This is a genomic window from Lentzea californiensis (assembly GCF_024648825.1).
In the GTDB taxonomy this organism is placed as follows: Bacteria; Actinomycetota; Actinomycetes; order Mycobacteriales; family Pseudonocardiaceae; genus Lentzea; species Lentzea californiensis.
In genome coordinates, this window is record NZ_JANBBE010000004.1 from 1 (window position 1) to 14,953 (window position 14,953).

The 14,953-nt window shown below is 65.8% G+C and carries 16 protein-coding genes; 14 read left to right on the plus strand and 2 right to left on the minus strand.

The genetic code is table 11. The features are described 5' to 3' along the window. The first annotated feature begins 68 nt into the window (after positions 1 to 68). Both LX88_RS16830 and LX88_RS16835 read left to right on the plus strand, forming a co-directional pair. The gene (locus tag LX88_RS16830) at positions 69 to 392 is read left to right on the plus strand and encodes a transposase (RefSeq protein WP_258948733.1); all 324 of its coding nucleotides are present in this window, start codon (positions 69 to 71) and stop codon (positions 390 to 392) included. After that, positions 392 to 1,306 carry an IS3 family transposase gene (locus LX88_RS16835; RefSeq protein WP_258948734.1) on the plus strand — a complete coding sequence of 305 codons (915 nt, stop codon included), beginning with the start codon at positions 392 to 394 and terminating at the stop codon, positions 1,304 to 1,306. The genes LX88_RS16830 and LX88_RS16835 overlap by 1 nt, the downstream gene beginning before the upstream one ends. Positions 1,307 to 1,342: 36 nt before the next feature. On the opposite strand, the gene LX88_RS16840 is transcribed toward LX88_RS16835, so the two are convergent. Next, positions 1,343 to 2,470, minus strand: a complete 1,128-nt coding sequence (locus LX88_RS16840; RefSeq protein WP_258949188.1) for a replication-relaxation family protein — start codon at positions 2,468 to 2,470, stop codon at positions 1,343 to 1,345. 192 nt (positions 2,471 to 2,662) lie between these two features. Between LX88_RS16840 and LX88_RS16845 the strand changes: the two genes are divergently transcribed. The 10 genes from LX88_RS16845 to LX88_RS16890 all read left to right on the plus strand — a co-directional run bounded on the left by LX88_RS16845 (position 2,663) and on the right by LX88_RS16890 (position 10,009). Beyond that, positions 2,663 to 2,857, plus strand: coding sequence for a hypothetical protein (locus tag LX88_RS16845; protein WP_258948735.1), 195 nt, complete (start codon positions 2,663 to 2,665; stop codon positions 2,855 to 2,857). A 159-nt stretch (positions 2,858 to 3,016) separates the two neighbouring features. Further along, positions 3,017 to 3,796, plus strand: coding sequence for an ESX secretion-associated protein EspG (locus LX88_RS16850; RefSeq protein ID WP_258948736.1), 780 nt, complete (start codon positions 3,017 to 3,019; stop codon positions 3,794 to 3,796). A 98-nt stretch (positions 3,797 to 3,894) separates the two neighbouring features. Continuing rightward, the gene (locus LX88_RS16855) at positions 3,895 to 4,299 is read left to right on the plus strand and encodes a hypothetical protein (protein ID WP_258948737.1); all 405 of its coding nucleotides are present in this window, start codon (positions 3,895 to 3,897) and stop codon (positions 4,297 to 4,299) included. 20 nt (positions 4,300 to 4,319) lie between these two features. Continuing rightward, on the plus strand, positions 4,320 to 4,877 hold the full coding sequence (locus LX88_RS16860) for a DUF3558 domain-containing protein (protein ID WP_258948738.1): 558 nt from the start codon (positions 4,320 to 4,322) through the stop codon (positions 4,875 to 4,877). A gap of 30 nt (positions 4,878 to 4,907) precedes the next feature. Next, a complete protein-coding gene (locus LX88_RS16865; protein WP_258948739.1) occupies positions 4,908 to 6,368 on the plus strand; it encodes a hypothetical protein in 1,461 nt (486 codons plus the stop codon). A gap of 124 nt (positions 6,369 to 6,492) precedes the next feature. Then, positions 6,493 to 7,017 (plus strand): YbaB/EbfC family nucleoid-associated protein, encoded by a 525-nt coding sequence (locus LX88_RS16870; protein WP_258948740.1) that lies wholly within the window; start codon positions 6,493 to 6,495, stop codon positions 7,015 to 7,017. Continuing rightward, a complete protein-coding gene (locus LX88_RS16875; protein WP_258948741.1) occupies positions 7,014 to 7,316 on the plus strand; it encodes a type VII secretion target in 303 nt (100 codons plus the stop codon). Before LX88_RS16870 ends, LX88_RS16875 begins: the two co-directional genes overlap by 4 nt. Continuing rightward, positions 7,313 to 8,407, plus strand: coding sequence for a WXG100-like domain-containing protein (locus LX88_RS16880; RefSeq protein ID WP_258948742.1), 1,095 nt, complete (start codon positions 7,313 to 7,315; stop codon positions 8,405 to 8,407). The genes LX88_RS16875 and LX88_RS16880 overlap by 4 nt, the downstream gene beginning before the upstream one ends. Continuing rightward, a complete protein-coding gene (locus tag LX88_RS16885) occupies positions 8,404 to 9,324 on the plus strand; it encodes a DUF6346 domain-containing protein (protein WP_258948743.1) in 921 nt (306 codons plus the stop codon). The genes LX88_RS16880 and LX88_RS16885 overlap by 4 nt, the downstream gene beginning before the upstream one ends. Before the next feature lie 52 nt (positions 9,325 to 9,376). Beyond that, positions 9,377 to 10,009, plus strand: a complete 633-nt coding sequence (locus tag LX88_RS16890; protein ID WP_258948744.1) for a hypothetical protein — start codon at positions 9,377 to 9,379, stop codon at positions 10,007 to 10,009. Positions 10,010 to 10,042: 33 nt separating this feature from the next. On the opposite strand, the gene LX88_RS16895 is transcribed toward LX88_RS16890, so the two are convergent. Beyond that, positions 10,043 to 10,396, minus strand: a complete 354-nt coding sequence (locus tag LX88_RS16895; protein ID WP_258948745.1) for a hypothetical protein — start codon at positions 10,394 to 10,396, stop codon at positions 10,043 to 10,045. 499 nt (positions 10,397 to 10,895) lie between these two features. On the opposite strand from LX88_RS16895, the gene LX88_RS16900 reads away from it, so the two are divergent. Next, positions 10,896 to 12,326, plus strand: coding sequence for a Fis family transcriptional regulator (locus LX88_RS16900; RefSeq protein WP_258948746.1), 1,431 nt, complete (start codon positions 10,896 to 10,898; stop codon positions 12,324 to 12,326). Between the two features lie 345 nt (positions 12,327 to 12,671). Continuing rightward, a complete protein-coding gene (locus LX88_RS16905) occupies positions 12,672 to 14,900 on the plus strand; it encodes a DEAD/DEAH box helicase (protein WP_258948747.1) in 2,229 nt (742 codons plus the stop codon). The last annotated feature ends 53 nt before the right edge of the window (positions 14,901 to 14,953 follow it).

The window sequence follows — 14,953 nt, forward strand, 5'->3', positions numbered from 1 at the left end:
CTGAGGTTCACCCCGAGCAGTGGACACCGAGTTAGCAGGACCTAGGGTTCTGCTGAAAGGATGTCCTCATGCCTCCTCGTAAACGCCGTTCGTACACGGCCGAGTACAAGGTCGAGGCTGCGCATCGTGTGATCGATTCCGGTCGGACGATCTCTGAGGTTGCCCGCGAGCTGGGGATCGACGCGGGAATGTTGAGCGTCTGGGTCAAGGACGAGCGGCGCCGGATCGCCGCGGCCGAGGCTCACGGGGACACGCCCCTGGAGGCGGCTGAGCTGGCCGAGCTGCAGCGGTTGCGTCGACAGGTCGCCGAGCTCGAGAAGGACAACGCGTTCCTGGTAAAAGCCTCGGCGTACTTTGCCGCGATGCAGAAGAACCGGCCCGGTTCGCTCTGATGGCCAAGTACGCCGGCCCCGACACCATCGCCGGCGTCGCCGACCTGGCCGCGCCTGAGGGCGAACGCTTCGCGATCCGACGCATGGCGCGGCTGCTGGCGGTGTCCGCCTCTGGCTACTACGCCTACGTGAAACGTTGTGCCGCAACGGTGTTGACACCTCGTCAGCAGCGCCGCGCAGACCTGGAGGTGAAGATCACCCAGGCGCACAAGGACTCTGACGGCACCTACGGATCGCCACGGATCACCGCGGAACTGCGGGATCAGGGCGAGGTGATCAGCGCCAAAACCGTTGCCAAGGTCATGGCCGAGATCGGGATCGAGGGCATCAGCCCACGCACGTTCAAGGTCAGAACGACGGTCTCCGACCTGGCGGCATCGTTCCCGCCGGATCTCGTCGACCGCGAGTTCGACCAAGGCCGCCTGGACGCCGTGTGGCTCACCGACATCACGTACTTGTCTTGCGGTGAGGGCGAGATGTTCCTGTGCGCGATCCGGGACGGGCACTCCCGCACAGTGCTCGGCTACAGCGTCGCCGACCACATTAGCGCCGAGATGGTCACCACCGCCATCGAGGCGGCCGTGGCCGCCCGCGGCGGTGAATGTCGTGGCACAGTCCTACATTCCGACCGCGGCGGCGAATACACGGCACACCTGACCGCACAGGCCTGCTTCCGGCACGGGCTGCGCCGATCGATGGGCGCCACCGGGATTTGCTGGGACAACAGCCCAGCCGAGTCGTTCTGGTCGACGTTCAAACACGAGCACTACTACCGGCACGTCTACGCCACGAAGATGGAACTCGTTGCCGCAGTTGACAAGTGGATCCGTTTCTATAACAGTACGCGGCGGCACTCCAAGCTCGGGATGCGCAGTCCCAGCGACTACGAGAAGTCACTCCGAGCGGCTGCCTGAATCTCTTAAGCCCCTGTCCACCGTTCGGGGTGAACCTCATTCGACGTAGGGGCCGCGTTGGGGCAGTTCGGCCAAGCGGTACCGGCGGGGCACGCTGTCGCCGCCCTGCGGCTTCCACAGGCCCCAGATCGGTCCTGCTGGGCCGTCCTGGTGGCCGTGGTCGCGCGCTGCGGTGGCGATTACGAAACCGGGGTCGCCGAGGGCGCGGCGCAGCGCTTCTCGCAGGGCAATCTCCCGTCTGGCCGAGTGCACCGAGAACAGCAGGACACCGAAAGCGTCGGTCGGGAAGTCACGGTAGTCATCGATCTTGCGGATGACGGCGGTCAGCGGTTCGGTGCCGGTGTCGTGTTCGAGGAAGAAGCGGACCACTCGCCCGTGCTCTTCCCAGCAGCCGTAGCCGTCTGGGCGCAGCGCGGTGTCGCGTCCGCCACTGTGGTACTTGACGAAGAACCTGGTGCAGCGAAGTTCGGGCCACCATTGGGTGAGCCCACTTACCTCGTTCTCGCGGCTCTCCTCGCGCAGGCGTGCGGGGTTGCGGTGGCTGGCCAGCGCGCAGAAGAAGTCGTTAACGCCGAGCTGGTGTGTGAGCTTTGGCCACAGCGCGAGCCGTTCCAGACTTTCGGTGTACGCCTTCGGTGCGGGCGGACGCTCAGCACGCTGTGCGGCGATCAACCGGGCGCCGAGGTAGCCGAGTGCATAACGGGTCTGGCTGGTCCCGCCGCGCTGGTAGGACTCACGCGACGCGAACACCACGCCCAGCTCTCGCAGCTGTCGCAATCGGTCCTGTGCACGGCGCACGGACAGGAACTCGATCTCGGCAATCTGGCTGGTAGTCAGTACTTTGTGCTCGGCCAGCAGGGCCAGGAGCCGGCGGTCCCGATCGACCAGACGGAACCACAGCGCCGCATCCGGCTCTCCAACCCGCCGGTCGCCGCGCCCCGCGCGCCCCCGATGTTCGGATGTGTGAGGACCACTCCTCAGTCGGCCTTCCGCACGTTCCCGCCGATACCACCGTTGACCAGTGGTTTTAGCGCAAGCAACCTCGGCGTGTGGGGCAGCGGATTCAGAACGCCGAGGCCTCGCGGACCCAGACGTAGGTCCAGACGTCAACCCATCCGTACCAACCACGCCACGACCGCTGACGCTTCTGCCGGCATCCGCCATGATCACTACCACCTCCGGCGAGAGTGCCGAGAAATTCTCGACATCCCTCAACTCCGAAAAATGGGCCGAAAATCCCGGCCAGTTACCTAAACGTGACCGAAAGTGGCATCATTGGAGCCTCTTGGCGATCTATACGTGACCGAAATGTTGCAATCGGCCGTGTCCTCGTCCTGCCTTCAGTGGTGAACATGATTGGCCTTCCCCTCCATCGTGCAGGAAAACTATGCAGCTCTCAACTGCCGATTTCCTGATCGATTTCAGACGCCGACCCGGCCGATCAAGACCAAGCCTGAGAGCAAGTTCGGCGAACAACTCGCGCAGCCGCGTCACGAACAAGTTCACTCGATCCAGGTAATCCTGCGCGGCCCGGCGTTCGCCAACGGGTAATGAGTCCAGCTCAGCCCGTCTGTCTCACTTGAGGGGTGTTGATGAGATCTTCGTCTGATCCTGTCCGGTAACGCTCCGTTGACGAGTGTTCGACTGGCAGTATGTCCGCCGGTCACGCACCGTGGAGGGGCGGCGCGGCAGACGAGGGGTGGTTGCAGAGTGTCGGGGGAGATCGTCTGTTCGTTCGCAGCGCTGGACGTGCTCGGCGAAGCATTTCGGATCACTGTGCGGCGCTTCCCATTCGCTATCCCGCATCACGGCAAGACGCGTGAGGAGCGGCTCCGCCTGGTCGAGGCCGTGCATCAGGACCTTTCCGCCCGTGGACTGATCCGTGGCGGCGAGTTCGCACCGGAACTGGTGGAGGCGTTGCACGTGTTCGCCCGCGGGCACCTGGTGATCGCACTGGTCGGCACCGCCGGTGAAGCCCAACCCACGGCACTCGCCGCGACCGATGGGCGTACGGGCGTGGTGGCCGAGCAGCAGGGCGAAACGGTCGCTTTCCACCTGTGTCAGTCTGACGCGATCGTGCCCGGCCTGGTGCGGCTGCTGCCTCCGATGCGTTCAGGTCCTGGCGTGTCGGTCACGGTGACCGACACCTCGGCCCCCACGGGGCGGCGGCGGGCAGAGGAGGACTTCTCGGAGATGACGTTCCGTACCGCGGTGAAGGCCACTGGTCCATCGCCCGCAGGGCCGCAGGCAGTCGCCGAGGAGATCCTGCGTCGCCCGAGGCTGGGCGCTGGGTACTTCTCGGTCTCCGCGCGTGGCCGCCACGGGCGTGAAACCGAACTCGGGACGATCAATTATCTGGACACCGACGCCGGGCGGTACGCGGTGATTCCGACCACCGCTCCGGATGGTCGGCATACGGCCACCTACACGCCTGCTGACCAGTCAGCTCTCGACCGGCACCTCAACCGGATCGTTGATTCGCATCGGTAGCGAGAGGAACCGGCGGGCCGGCTGATACGTCGGATCCTGGGACACGGCTGCGACTGGTTGTTACCGTTGAACGACGCAGCGTAGAGAGGGGCACGGCGATGCCTGAGGCATTCTTCGCCGGGATGAAGGGCATCAGCGACTCGGTGGCCGCCTTCTCGGCCTCCGTTGCTGACGGTGTCGGAGTAAACGAACACGGTGGCCAAGCGCTGATCAAGGCCATTGACAAGATGTACGACGGCATCACACGTGCTCTCGGCAGGTCGGACGTCATCAGCCAGCAACCGCCGTTGGGGACGACTCCCGCCGCGCAGGTCTACAAGCCTTACTTGGCGACTATCGCCACCGACCCGGCGCAAGGATTCATCACCGCGGCGAAGGATCTCCAGAAGAAGCTGGAGCAGATGCGCTCCGACGTGGAAAAGGCGATGGCTGCCTACCAGGCAACTGACGAGGACGCCAAGCAAGGCATCACCAAGGCCGGTGGCCCCACTCTTTCCGCCTGACCAACCAGGGATACGAACTCGTGAACTCTCGGATCGTCCTGACCAGCCTGGCCGCCGCCGCATTGGTCGCCATGACCGCGTGCACCGGCTCGACCCCCGGTGATCCCAAGCCCGTGCCGGACACCGGTAACCCCACCTCCAGTGAGGACACCCGCACTTCGACGAGTTCGCCGACCTCGACCAACGCCAGCGGCTCTCTGACAGACGCTGATCCGTGCAGCCTGCTGACCGGGAGCGAAGCAGAACAGGTGTTGGGTCCCCTGAAAGAAGAGCCCAAGCCGCAGAAGATCGGGTCCTCGCGTGGCTGCGAGTTTGCTCCCAATCGGGTCTTTCTTTCGGTGGGTATTCGGACGGACGTGGGGCTGGCGGGTGTTCAGGCGACCGGTGGCGAGATCAAGGACATCAAGGTCGGCAACCACCAAGCGAAGCAGTTGGTAGGCGCTGGTGGCAGTTGCATTGTCGCCATTGGGGTTACGTCGTCGTCGCGGGTAGACGTCACGCTGAATGCCGGCGCGTCGACTGATCCGTGTCCGCCTGCGTTGAAGATCGCTGAGTTGGTCGAGCCGAAGCTGCCGTAGCGGGCGTTGTCGGGAAAGGGGTTGCGGGGGATGAACGAGGGAGCGCCGGGTAGACCGTCCGATGTGTACTCGCGTTACGGCGTGCAGCGCCACGCGGAGGTGCAGACCGGTCAGGAGGTACAGGAACGGGTCACTGCCGAGGTCCAAGGGCAGTACGGCCCGTTTCTGGGGATGGTGATGCAACTGGTCGAGGCGCCGAACCGCGTTAACGACGTGCTGGACGCGCAGGCGGCACAGCTCAAGCAGCAGGTGCTGACGCGGTCAGCGCCTGGGCAGCCCGACGCCAACTACATCGGCATCCCGCACCAACAGCTGCACGAGTCGGTAAACAACGGGGTCGATGCTGGTGCGATCGGTGAGATCGCCGACGTGTGGACGCAGATCGGCAACGAGCTGGCCACGTTCAACGACGAGGTCGCCACGGCGATCGGCAGCAGCGAGGCCGACTGGACCGGCAAGGCCGGTGATGGTGCCCGGCAGGCGCTGGCCAACATGAGCAACCGCGCCGGCGAGACCGGCACCGCGGCACAGCTTGCGGGAACGTTGTTCACGCAACAAGCTCGTGCGCTGAGCGATGCGAAGAACAACGTTCCACCACCGCCCGCGCAGCCCTTCGACGCGGCGGCGTCGCGGGAACGGCTGATGTCGATCACCGACCCGATTGCGTTCGTGCAGCAGGTGTCGGCGGATCAGGCGGCGTTTCAGCAACAGCAGGCTGATCACGAACAGGCGGCGCGAGCGGTGGAGACCTACGACCGCACCGTCGCACAGACCGCCGCAGCCCAGCCCGCGTTCGCACCCGAGCCCCCAGCCCCGCCGAAGGAGCCGGTCGATCCTGGCAGGCCGCCGATCGCACCGAACCCTGGTTTCACCGGTCAGGGCAACACGCCTCCCCCACGGGTCGGTAACGACACCACGAACACGTCCTGGACGGCGCCCCCGACATCGGGTACCGGTGGCACGAATACCAGCGGTCTCAACAACAATCTCGGCGGCAACGGGCCGAACCTGGGCAACCAGGGCGGAAACAACCAGCTGGGCGGCAACACCAATCTCAACCTCGGCGGACCGCTGCCCGGCCCGAATTCCGGTTCCAAAAGCACCCAGGGCGGTCCTGGCGGCCGAGCCGGCGGCGGGCCGGCTGGCCGCGGTGGCAGCAGTGGCACGGGCGGCACGGGCGGTGGCCGGCTCCCTGGTGGCAGTGCTGGCCTCGGCAATCCGAATGCTGCCAAAGGTTTCGGTCCTGGTGGTTCAGCGGGCGTCATGCCGGGCGGCGAGAGCGCGGCAGGACGTGGTGGCGCGGCCGCCGGTGGTGGTGCCGGACGTGGTGGCACCAGTGTCGGCGCGATGGGTGGCATGGGCGCTGGTGCCGCCAAAGGCCAGGGTGACGAGGACATCGAGCGGACTTCCCCGTCCTATCTGCTCGAGCCAGATCCGGACGAGATCTTCGGCAACGACACGCTCGTGGCCCCTCCGGTGCTCGGAGAATGAAACCGTCGCCAGCGTCCAGGCTCTGACGCAGCCTGTCGGCTGAAGCGCGACTTTCCGAGCGCATCCGCAGCGGAGCACTGGTGGCAGTAGTTGAGAAGAACAACGAGAAGGACCGAGTGGGCCGATGACTGACCCGGATCAGATCCTCAATCAGTACGAGGGCAAGCTGGCTGAAGCCCAGCGCAAGAGCGACGCGATACGCGAGACCTTGGCCAACCTGCGTGTCATGGAACGCAGCGCTGACGGTCAGATCGTCGTCACGGTCAACGATGCCGGCAACCTCGTGGATCTGAAGCTCGGCAACTCGTTGCAGCGCAAGGAAGGCGACATCGTCGCTCAGGAGGTGCTGCGTGTGGTGCAGGCCGCGCAGAGCCGGGTTGCCTCGACGGTGCAGGAGGCGATGTCGCCGATGCTCGGCGCTGACTCCGAGGCGATGCACTTCATGATGGACAAGTTGCGCAGTGCCCAGCCGCCACCTCCGCCCCAGTACGTGCCGGGAGGTGGCGGGTATGGCGAGGGCCCACCGCGGCTCGGTGCGATCGAGGACGACGCGCCACCGCCCCCACCACCAGTGCCACCTCGCCCGCAGCGGCCCCGTCCGCCGCAGGATGATGACGACGACTTCAGCAACAAGGGGTTCCTGCGATGACCTACCGAATCGACCTGGTCGAGATGCAGGCCCACGCGACAAAGCTCAACAACGTCGGCCAGCAGGTGAACTACGCGTTGAGCGCAGCGCAGGTCGTGTCCAACATGGAGGCGTTCGGCAAGCTCGGCTTCCCACTCGCGGCTCTCTGCACCGCCGCGCAGAACGCTGCGATGGACACCATGCGCCAGGCAGCGGACGCTTCGGGCGACCACGTCAAGCGGTTCGACGGGTGGCGTAAGCACATCGAGGAACACGAGCAGGCGCAGTCCGACATCTTCGACGGGATGCACGACCGATGACCACGATGGGACAGGCGCCCACGCCACGCCAGAACTACCTCGTGAACACCGGCGAGAAGACGCCGTTCACGGAGGGCGCGGGGATCTTCCACGACGCCACCGAGACGGTGAAGGGCTTCTCGAGCGGCAACTGGGCAGAAGGCCTGATCAACGCGGGTGCGACGGTCGCCGGCGTGGCGGGTGTTCTCGTCGATCCGCTGGCGGCGTTGTTCAGCGCGGGTTTCGGGTGGCTGGTCGAGCACGTCTGGTTTCTGAAGGAGCCACTGGACTGGCTCATCGGTGACCAGGAAGCCCTGGACGGCATGGCGAAGACCTGGGAGTCCGTGTCCGACCATCTGAAGGACACCTCGGACGACCTCAGGAACTGGGTCAACAACGACACCACCGGGTGGACCGGCAAGGACAGCGCTCAGTACCGGGGTTTCGGTGTCGATCGCGCCGACACCTACGCGGGCGTCGCGACCGCCGCCGGAGGGATCGCCAGCCTCGTCCGGACATGCAAGATCGTGCTCAAGGTCGTCCGTGACATCGTGCGCGACATCGTCTCCGACGCCATCGGCAAACTGATCTCGATCTGCCTCCGGTGGGCACCCGCCGTCGCAGCGGCCGGCGCGGGCCTCGCGGGCGCGATCGCCGAGTGCGTCCCTGTCGCTGTCAAGTGGGCGAACAAGGCTCTGGAGGCCTGCCGCAGGCTCACCAAGGCGTTCAGCAACGCTGGAGGGCTGTTCAAGAAGCTCGACGACATCCTGGTCAACGCCAAGACCGCTCTCTCCAAGAGCGGCGACGACTTCGTCGGCATTCTTACGAAAAGTGCCGAAGCGGACAGGCGGCGTCGCGCTGCTGACTTCTCCTTCACCGACATGGCCAGGGACGCGCTGGGCGAGGCGAAGAAGGTCGCGGTCGACGGCTTCAAGAACGCGCCCGCCGAGTTCCTTCCCAAGCTGGGGATCGAGGCAGTCAAGGAGTCCACCAAGTTTCACGACTGGGAGGACAAGGCCAAGGATGGCGGCGGCTGGCGGACGTGGCGGGACCTGCGGGCCGAGGAAGAAGAGAAGCAGGAGGAGAAGCGCAGAGAGGCCGACAGCGGATGAAGGCCGTCCGAGTCCTGCATCGGATCTTCGCGTTCCTGATCGTTCCGGTTCTCGGGTACCTGCTCGGCGCGACGATCTTCAACTACTTCTCGGACAAGGTCGAGACCGAGAACCTGAGCGACGCCAGTCACATCATCGTCGCCACCTCGTGCGACCGGCACGGCCCTGTGACCCTGCGCGGCTTCGGCTGGGTGTACGAGTGCAGCGCCACGGTCACGAACAAGGTCAACGGCAACGTCGTCACCACGACGGCGCGAGGCTTCCTCCGGCCCGATCTCATCGGCAAGCAGGTGGCCGGTGAAGGGTTCAACCGCGGTGACCTGTATCCGGTGCGCCCGTACGCGGGGTGGGGCATGGTCCTGCTTCTGCCGTTCGGCGTTCTCTGGTTCTACGTGTATATCGCGATCGCGTGGCGGCTACTGCCCGAGCGGCGGAAGCCCCGCCCCAGACCGGTGCGCTACCAACGGCCGGACAACATGACGAAACCCGATCGCACCGTGCGAGTCTTCACCCAGTACCCACGTGGGTGGCTGATGTTCTTCTTCCTCCTTCTCGGCTGCATCGGAGTGTTCGTCTACACCTCGTCGGCTTTCCAGGGCGACACGGTGACCACCGGTATGACGATCGCGTCCTGGACCGCGGTGGCGCTCGTCCTCACCGACTTCGGGTTCCGGTTGTTTCGAACACCGATGATCGCGATCTCACCCGACGGCCTTCAGTGGCATGGAGCGCACCTCGGCTGGGCCGAGATCCAGGAGGTCCGGCTGACCCGCAGCCAAGTTCTGATCATCCAGCCTCGCAACGGTGACGCCGTGAAGATCGGCAGTTTCGGCACCACGGAGGCGACCCGCATCCACGTGGCCATGGGCCACTTCAGCCAGGCCACGTACGCCCGCGAGGGCACCAGTCGCACATGAACTCGGACTTGTCCGCCGCAGAAGAGGACCTGTGGAAGGGGCTGGGAGCACAGTGAACCGATCCGCTGGGATCCTGGGCATGGCGGTCCTCGCGTTGAGTGCGGCGGCGTGCACCGGTGGCGACGCGGTGAGCGGCAGGCCGCAGGGCATGTCCATCGCGTCGCCGACCTCGGCGACATCGCCTGCGCCCGTTCGCGCCAAGTACACGGAGCTGCCGACCTGTCGGCAGGTGACGCAGAGGGTGACAGGTCTGCCGCCGTTCCGGTCCGGCAACGAAGACCCCTCGGTGTCCGACATGCTGACCGGATGCGAGTTCCAGCGCATCCCGGACTGGCCACGGGTGAACCTGCAGGTGTCGGCGTGGCGGGACGAGAAGAGCGACGTCTCGGGACCTGCCGGTCCAGGCAGAGGAGCACTCAAGGCCCGTGAGGTCTACGACGTGACGTCCAAGCCGGGGGCCGATCCTGCTGATGACGGTGCGGCTGAGGACGTGAAGGTCGGCGAGAAGGCGAAGTGGCTGACACCGAAGGACAGGGACAGCTGCACCCTGATCATCCTCGACGTCAACGCCGTGCTGATTCTCGTCAACAAGCCTGCGGACAAGCCCGCGCCGAGGTCGCAGGAGTGCCGGGGGCCGCTGCGTGAACTCGCGAAGTCGTTCTACGACGCGGTCCAGACGCAGTGAGCACCCGAGCCGACCCGGCTGAAAGCTTCCTGATCAGGGTCCCCTCCAGGTGTCGGCGAGCCCCAGCGTCACGCTCGACACCGGTCCGTTGTGGACAAGCGCTACGCCCTCGGGGTCGAGGTGGAGGGAACAGGCTTCAGCGATGGCACGGATGAGGCCCACCGCGTCGGAGGTGAGGTCACGAGTGCCCGACGCCCGTGCGGCTCGACCACGGTCAAGCCGGTCTAGTGCCTCGCGCGGGCCGTACGACGCCTCGACCAGGTCGTCGACGAAGGACAGCGTGCCGACGGCAGGAGCGGACGCCTGCACCTCACGTAACAGCATCCGGTCGTCGGGGTCTACGCCGCGCGCCAGCGTGATGCGGCCCTCGGCTGTCGTCTCCGCCAATTCCTCCCCCCGGTCGCCGTCGCGAGGCAGAGCCACATGACGAGTTCGTCCAGAGGTACGTCATCGGGCACGCTCAACGCTGGTGCGTCGAGATTCGCCTCTGGGTTGTTACCCCTCTCGGTGAGCTTCAGCCACTCGACGACGTCCTGGCGTCGGAAGCGCTCCATCCCACCCGAGACCTCGACAGGTTGGGGGAAGGGCACGTGTACACCGCGGACGCTCGCCCGTTTGCGCCACATGCTCACGACTGGACGGCGAACACGAGCAAGATACGCGATGTCCTTCAACGTCAACGTAGGCCTGCCGCTTGCCACGACACACCCCCTCGACCTGACCTGCCGTTCCTCGACACGCAGAGTATCGCCGCGAATGCTGGAATAGTTTCCAAGCTTATTGATAACCCGACTTATCAACGACGTTGAAAGACAAACCTACTGCGGCTAGCCAAGCTGTTTGGGCCCGCTGCCGATCATCGGCAGCGCTTCCCGCAGGAGATCCAATGAACAAGCACTTCGAGCACGCCGCTCGTTTCACCGACGACGTCTCGGCGGTCGTAGTCGAGCGACTGACGATCGACGACCAGGAAGTCACCCGAGAGGCCCTGCGCTGGGTCTCCGGTGAGCGCGGCCCGCTCGTGGACGACCCTGACAGCCTCGCCGCCGCCGACCTGACGAACTACGTCGCCGAGGCCATAGGCCTCGGCGCCCACACGCTGAGCGTGATCGGACAGGCGCAGGAGGTCCAGGGTGTCGAACGGCTGCTGAAGGACGTCGGGGACAAGACCGCCCAGTCCACCGCTCAGGCGGCCGAACTCACGACCCAGGCGGTGAAGGACGCGTCCGAAGCCGTCATGGCGGCGGCTCGTGATGCGAAAACGGCGATCACGGACGCGGACTTCCAGAGTCGCAGGGAGCTCACCACGGCGGTGAAGACCGCGAAGGAGGAGTTCAACTCGGAGCTGCGCCGTCTCTTCGCCGGAGAGAGGCCCGAACTCGTCGAGCGGCTCCAGCCCGTGCTCGACAGGTTCGGCACCGACCTCGACGCGAAGGTGAGCGCCGGGACAGCCGACCTCCTGGCCAAGGCCGCTCGACAGTTCGACCCGGCCGACCCGACCTCTCCGATGGCCCGGCACGCCGCCGAACTCACCACCCGGCAGGAGCAGCTCACGCGGCAACTGGTCGAGCAGCACGCCGAGCTGACGAGCAAGATCGAGGAGGTGTCGACCGTGCTGCGGGTCCGCGAGGCCACGACCGCGCTCGCCAAGGTGACTCCGATCAAGGGCGAGTCCTACGCCGGCTCGGTGCACACCGTTCTGGTGGGTATCGCCGCCGGACTCGGAGACGACTACACGGACACCGGGTCGGTGACCGGACACCTGCCGCGGTGCAAGAAGGGCGACGGTGTCCTGAGCCTGAACGACGGAGCCGCTCGTGTCGTCATCGAGATGACCGACTCGACCCGCTCGGGCTGGACCGACTACCTCGCCGAAGCCGAACGCAACCGTGATGCCGTCGCCTCGCTGGGCCTCGTCCGCAGCATCGACCAGAACGGTGGTCAGACGCTCCGGGTCATCGGCGCACAGCGGCTCGTGCTGGCCTTCGACCCCGACAACGACAGTTCCGACCTCCTGCGCACCGTGATCATGCTCCTGCGGACGACCGCCATCGCGACCGCGAGCCGCAAGGGCGTCCACCAGGTCACCACGGCCGAGGAGAAGATCGCCGAGGCGCTCACCCACCTGGTGAAGGTCGACTCGGTCAAGAAGCTGTCCGCCTCGATCCAGAAGTCGGCGACGAAGATCGACAGCGAGTGCACCGCCCTGAACTCCGCCGTCCGGCGCTTGCTCGACGAGGCACTTGTCGCGCTGGCCGGTGCTCACGCGTCCGGTCCCGAACTCGTGAGCACGCCCGAGTCCCACGGAGCCGCTTGACCCGAGGTGAGGGGTGACGTTGCCGCAATTTCCGGCAGCGTCACCCTCATCCGATGCTCGACCCGCCGCGGTCACGGGTGGGGACGATGAGTTAGTGCTGGTCGTGCGTGCCGCCGAGAAGCTGTTGCGGCTGGCGGGTCCGTCTACCGCGCCGAAAACGACTGGGCACGACGTTGCCGGGGGCCGCGGTAGCCACTGCTTTCGACACCTGCGGCGACCCTAACCAGGAGGTCGCCGAGCAGATCAGCACGATGTTGAAGGCGGCTTGGCCTGCGGTGCCGTTGTAACACTGCGTAACGAATGTTCGATGCTTTCTCGACGACGCGTGCGCGCGGAGGGGGAGAAATGGGAGACGACGTTGACCTCGTCGCCGCCAAGCGCAAGGTCGGTGGCGCCGCTCGCCAGATGCTGGAGCACGCAAGGACCCTGATGGACTTGGCCGATCGCGCTGCCGCGGCGCCGGCCAATGTGGAACAAGCGGTTCGACATCGCGTCGGCGAGTTGCTGAATCAACAGACCACCAACAACCTCCGTCAGCTTCCCGCGTCGAAACTGCGGGAGGCCGTCCGCAAGGGTGTGCGGTTCGGGGAGTTGGAGAAGTACTTTCACATGGTGGCCGATGTGGTGGCGGTGCCGCCGTCGGTACTGCAAACCGTGCCGGGCATCGGCCCGTCGTCAGCCCAGGAAATCCACCAAGCAGCTTGGCAGCTGGCCACCCAGGTGCGGGGCGAGGTGTCCGTTCGGTTCGACCCCGATCGGCCGGGCCGAGGTGAGACCCACCTGCTGGGGTTGCTCGTGGCGTGGCGTGACACGCGAGTCGCCGCCACCGCGCTGCATGCGTTGGCCACCAACATCCGACCGCACCTACAGGGTCTCTCTGCCGCTGCGGAACCGGCCGGCTCGCGGGCAAAGATGCTTTTCTCCGGCAAGACCGCGCGCACCGCAGCTCTTACCGCCCTTGCGCGACTGGAACAGCTCCTTACCGGTGGCAGTGCGACTGGTCTGCATCAGCGTGCGACCGCGGTGCTGCAACTCGCGCAATCCGGTAATCGCCCGGCCGCCGAGGTGTGGCGTGAGTACGAACGCGACGCAGCTGGCATCAACGCTCTGCTGGCCACGATTCCAGGCGCGATCCGCGCGGCCGACGACGACGCGGCCCATGGCTTTGCGCCGGCCGAGTTGGTCAAGAAGATCCAGGCGGTGCCGCTCAACACCGACCGGCTCAAGACCACGTTGCGGGGCTACCAGGTCTTCGGCGCGCAGTACGCGATCCTGCAGGAACGGACGATCATCGGCGACGAAATGGGACTGGGCAAGACGATCCAGGCCCTCGCCACCGCCGCTCATCTCGCGGCGAACGGGCGCACGCGGTTTCTGGTCGTCTGTCCGGCCAGCGTACTGATCAACTGGATCAACGAGATTGGCAAACACACGACACTCACCGCGCATGCGTTGCACGGGGCGGACCGCGACGGTGCGACACGAGTGTGGTCGCGCCGGGGTGGGGTCGCGGTCACGACATTCGGCACCGTCTCCAAGTTGCCGCTCCCCGACGAGCACGGAATCCAGCTGTTGATCGTCGACGAAGCGCACTACATCAAGAACAAGGAAGCGCAACGCTCCCGGGCCGTTGCTGCGCTGGCGACCAATGCCGAGCGAACTCTGTTCCTGACTGGTACGCCGATGGAAAACCGGGTCGAGGAGTTCCAGTCGCTCGTGGACCATCTGCGGCCGGGCATCGCCTCGTCGTTGGATCGGTTCGGGCGGATGGCGAGCGCGACGACGTTCAGGCGGGCTGTGGCGCCGGTGTACCTGCGGCGCAACCAGGAGGACGTGCTGCAGGAGTTGCCGGAGTGTCTGGAGATGGAGGATTGGGTTCAGCTGTCCGACGCCGACGAACGCGTCTACCGGGTGGCGGTCGAACGGAACTTCATGGCGATGCGGCAGGCCGCCTACGCCACGCCGAACCACCGCGATTCGGCGAAGATGGTGCGGTTGCTCGAAATCATCGAGGAGTCGAAGGACAACGGGTGGAAGGTCATCGTCTTCTCCTACTTCCGCGGTGTCCTGGAGGCGGTGCAGCAAGCGCTCGCCGGCAACACGGCGGGTGCGCTGACCGGGTCGGTGGCAGCGGCCAAGCGACAGGAGATGGTCGACGAGTTCTCCCGGATCGATGGTCACGCTGTACTACTGAGCCAGATCGAGGCAGGTGGTGTGGGGCTCAACGTGCAGGCGGCCTCGGTGGTGATCCTTGCCGAGCCGCAGTGGAAACCCAGTACTGAGGCGCAGGCGATCGCCCGTGCTCACCGCATGGGGCAGACCAGAAAGGTGCATGTGCATCGGCTGCTGGCCAAGAACTCCGTCGACGAGCGCATGCGCGAGATCATCGAGGAGAAGCAGCAGTTGTTCGACGAGTACGCACGCAAGAGCGCGGCCAAGGAAGCTGATGCTCGTGCGGTCGACAGTTCGTTGCACCAGAAGGTCGACGTGACGCGAGACGAGGCGGTTCCCGCTGAGCAGCGGATCATCGCCGCCGAACGTCAGCGGCTCGGCCTCGACCCAAGCACGCGGTGATCGCATGCCCCTGGAAGGGTCGGCCTGGACGGCATCAGGCCTACGCGCTGGGA

Coding starts and splice junctions, on each gene's coding strand:
- LX88_RS16830 (WP_258948733.1), top strand. CDS start 69: ATGCCTCCTCGTAAACGCCGTTCGTACACGGCCGAGTACAAGGTCGAG.
- LX88_RS16835 (WP_258948734.1), top strand. CDS start 392: ATGGCCAAGTACGCCGGCCCCGACACCATCGCCGGCGTCGCCGACCTG.
- LX88_RS16840 (WP_258949188.1), bottom strand. CDS start 2,470: ATGGCGGATGCCGGCAGAAGCGTCAGCGGTCGTGGCGTGGTTGGTACG.
- LX88_RS16855 (WP_258948737.1), top strand. CDS start 3,895: ATGCCTGAGGCATTCTTCGCCGGGATGAAGGGCATCAGCGACTCGGTG.
- LX88_RS16865 (WP_258948739.1), top strand. CDS start 4,908: ATGAACGAGGGAGCGCCGGGTAGACCGTCCGATGTGTACTCGCGTTAC.
- LX88_RS16870 (WP_258948740.1), top strand. CDS start 6,493: ATGACTGACCCGGATCAGATCCTCAATCAGTACGAGGGCAAGCTGGCT.
- LX88_RS16875 (WP_258948741.1), top strand. CDS start 7,014: ATGACCTACCGAATCGACCTGGTCGAGATGCAGGCCCACGCGACAAAG.
- LX88_RS16880 (WP_258948742.1), top strand. CDS start 7,313: ATGACCACGATGGGACAGGCGCCCACGCCACGCCAGAACTACCTCGTG.
- LX88_RS16885 (WP_258948743.1), top strand. CDS start 8,404: ATGAAGGCCGTCCGAGTCCTGCATCGGATCTTCGCGTTCCTGATCGTT.
- LX88_RS16900 (WP_258948746.1), top strand. CDS start 10,896: ATGAACAAGCACTTCGAGCACGCCGCTCGTTTCACCGACGACGTCTCG.
- LX88_RS16905 (WP_258948747.1), top strand. CDS start 12,672: ATGGGAGACGACGTTGACCTCGTCGCCGCCAAGCGCAAGGTCGGTGGC.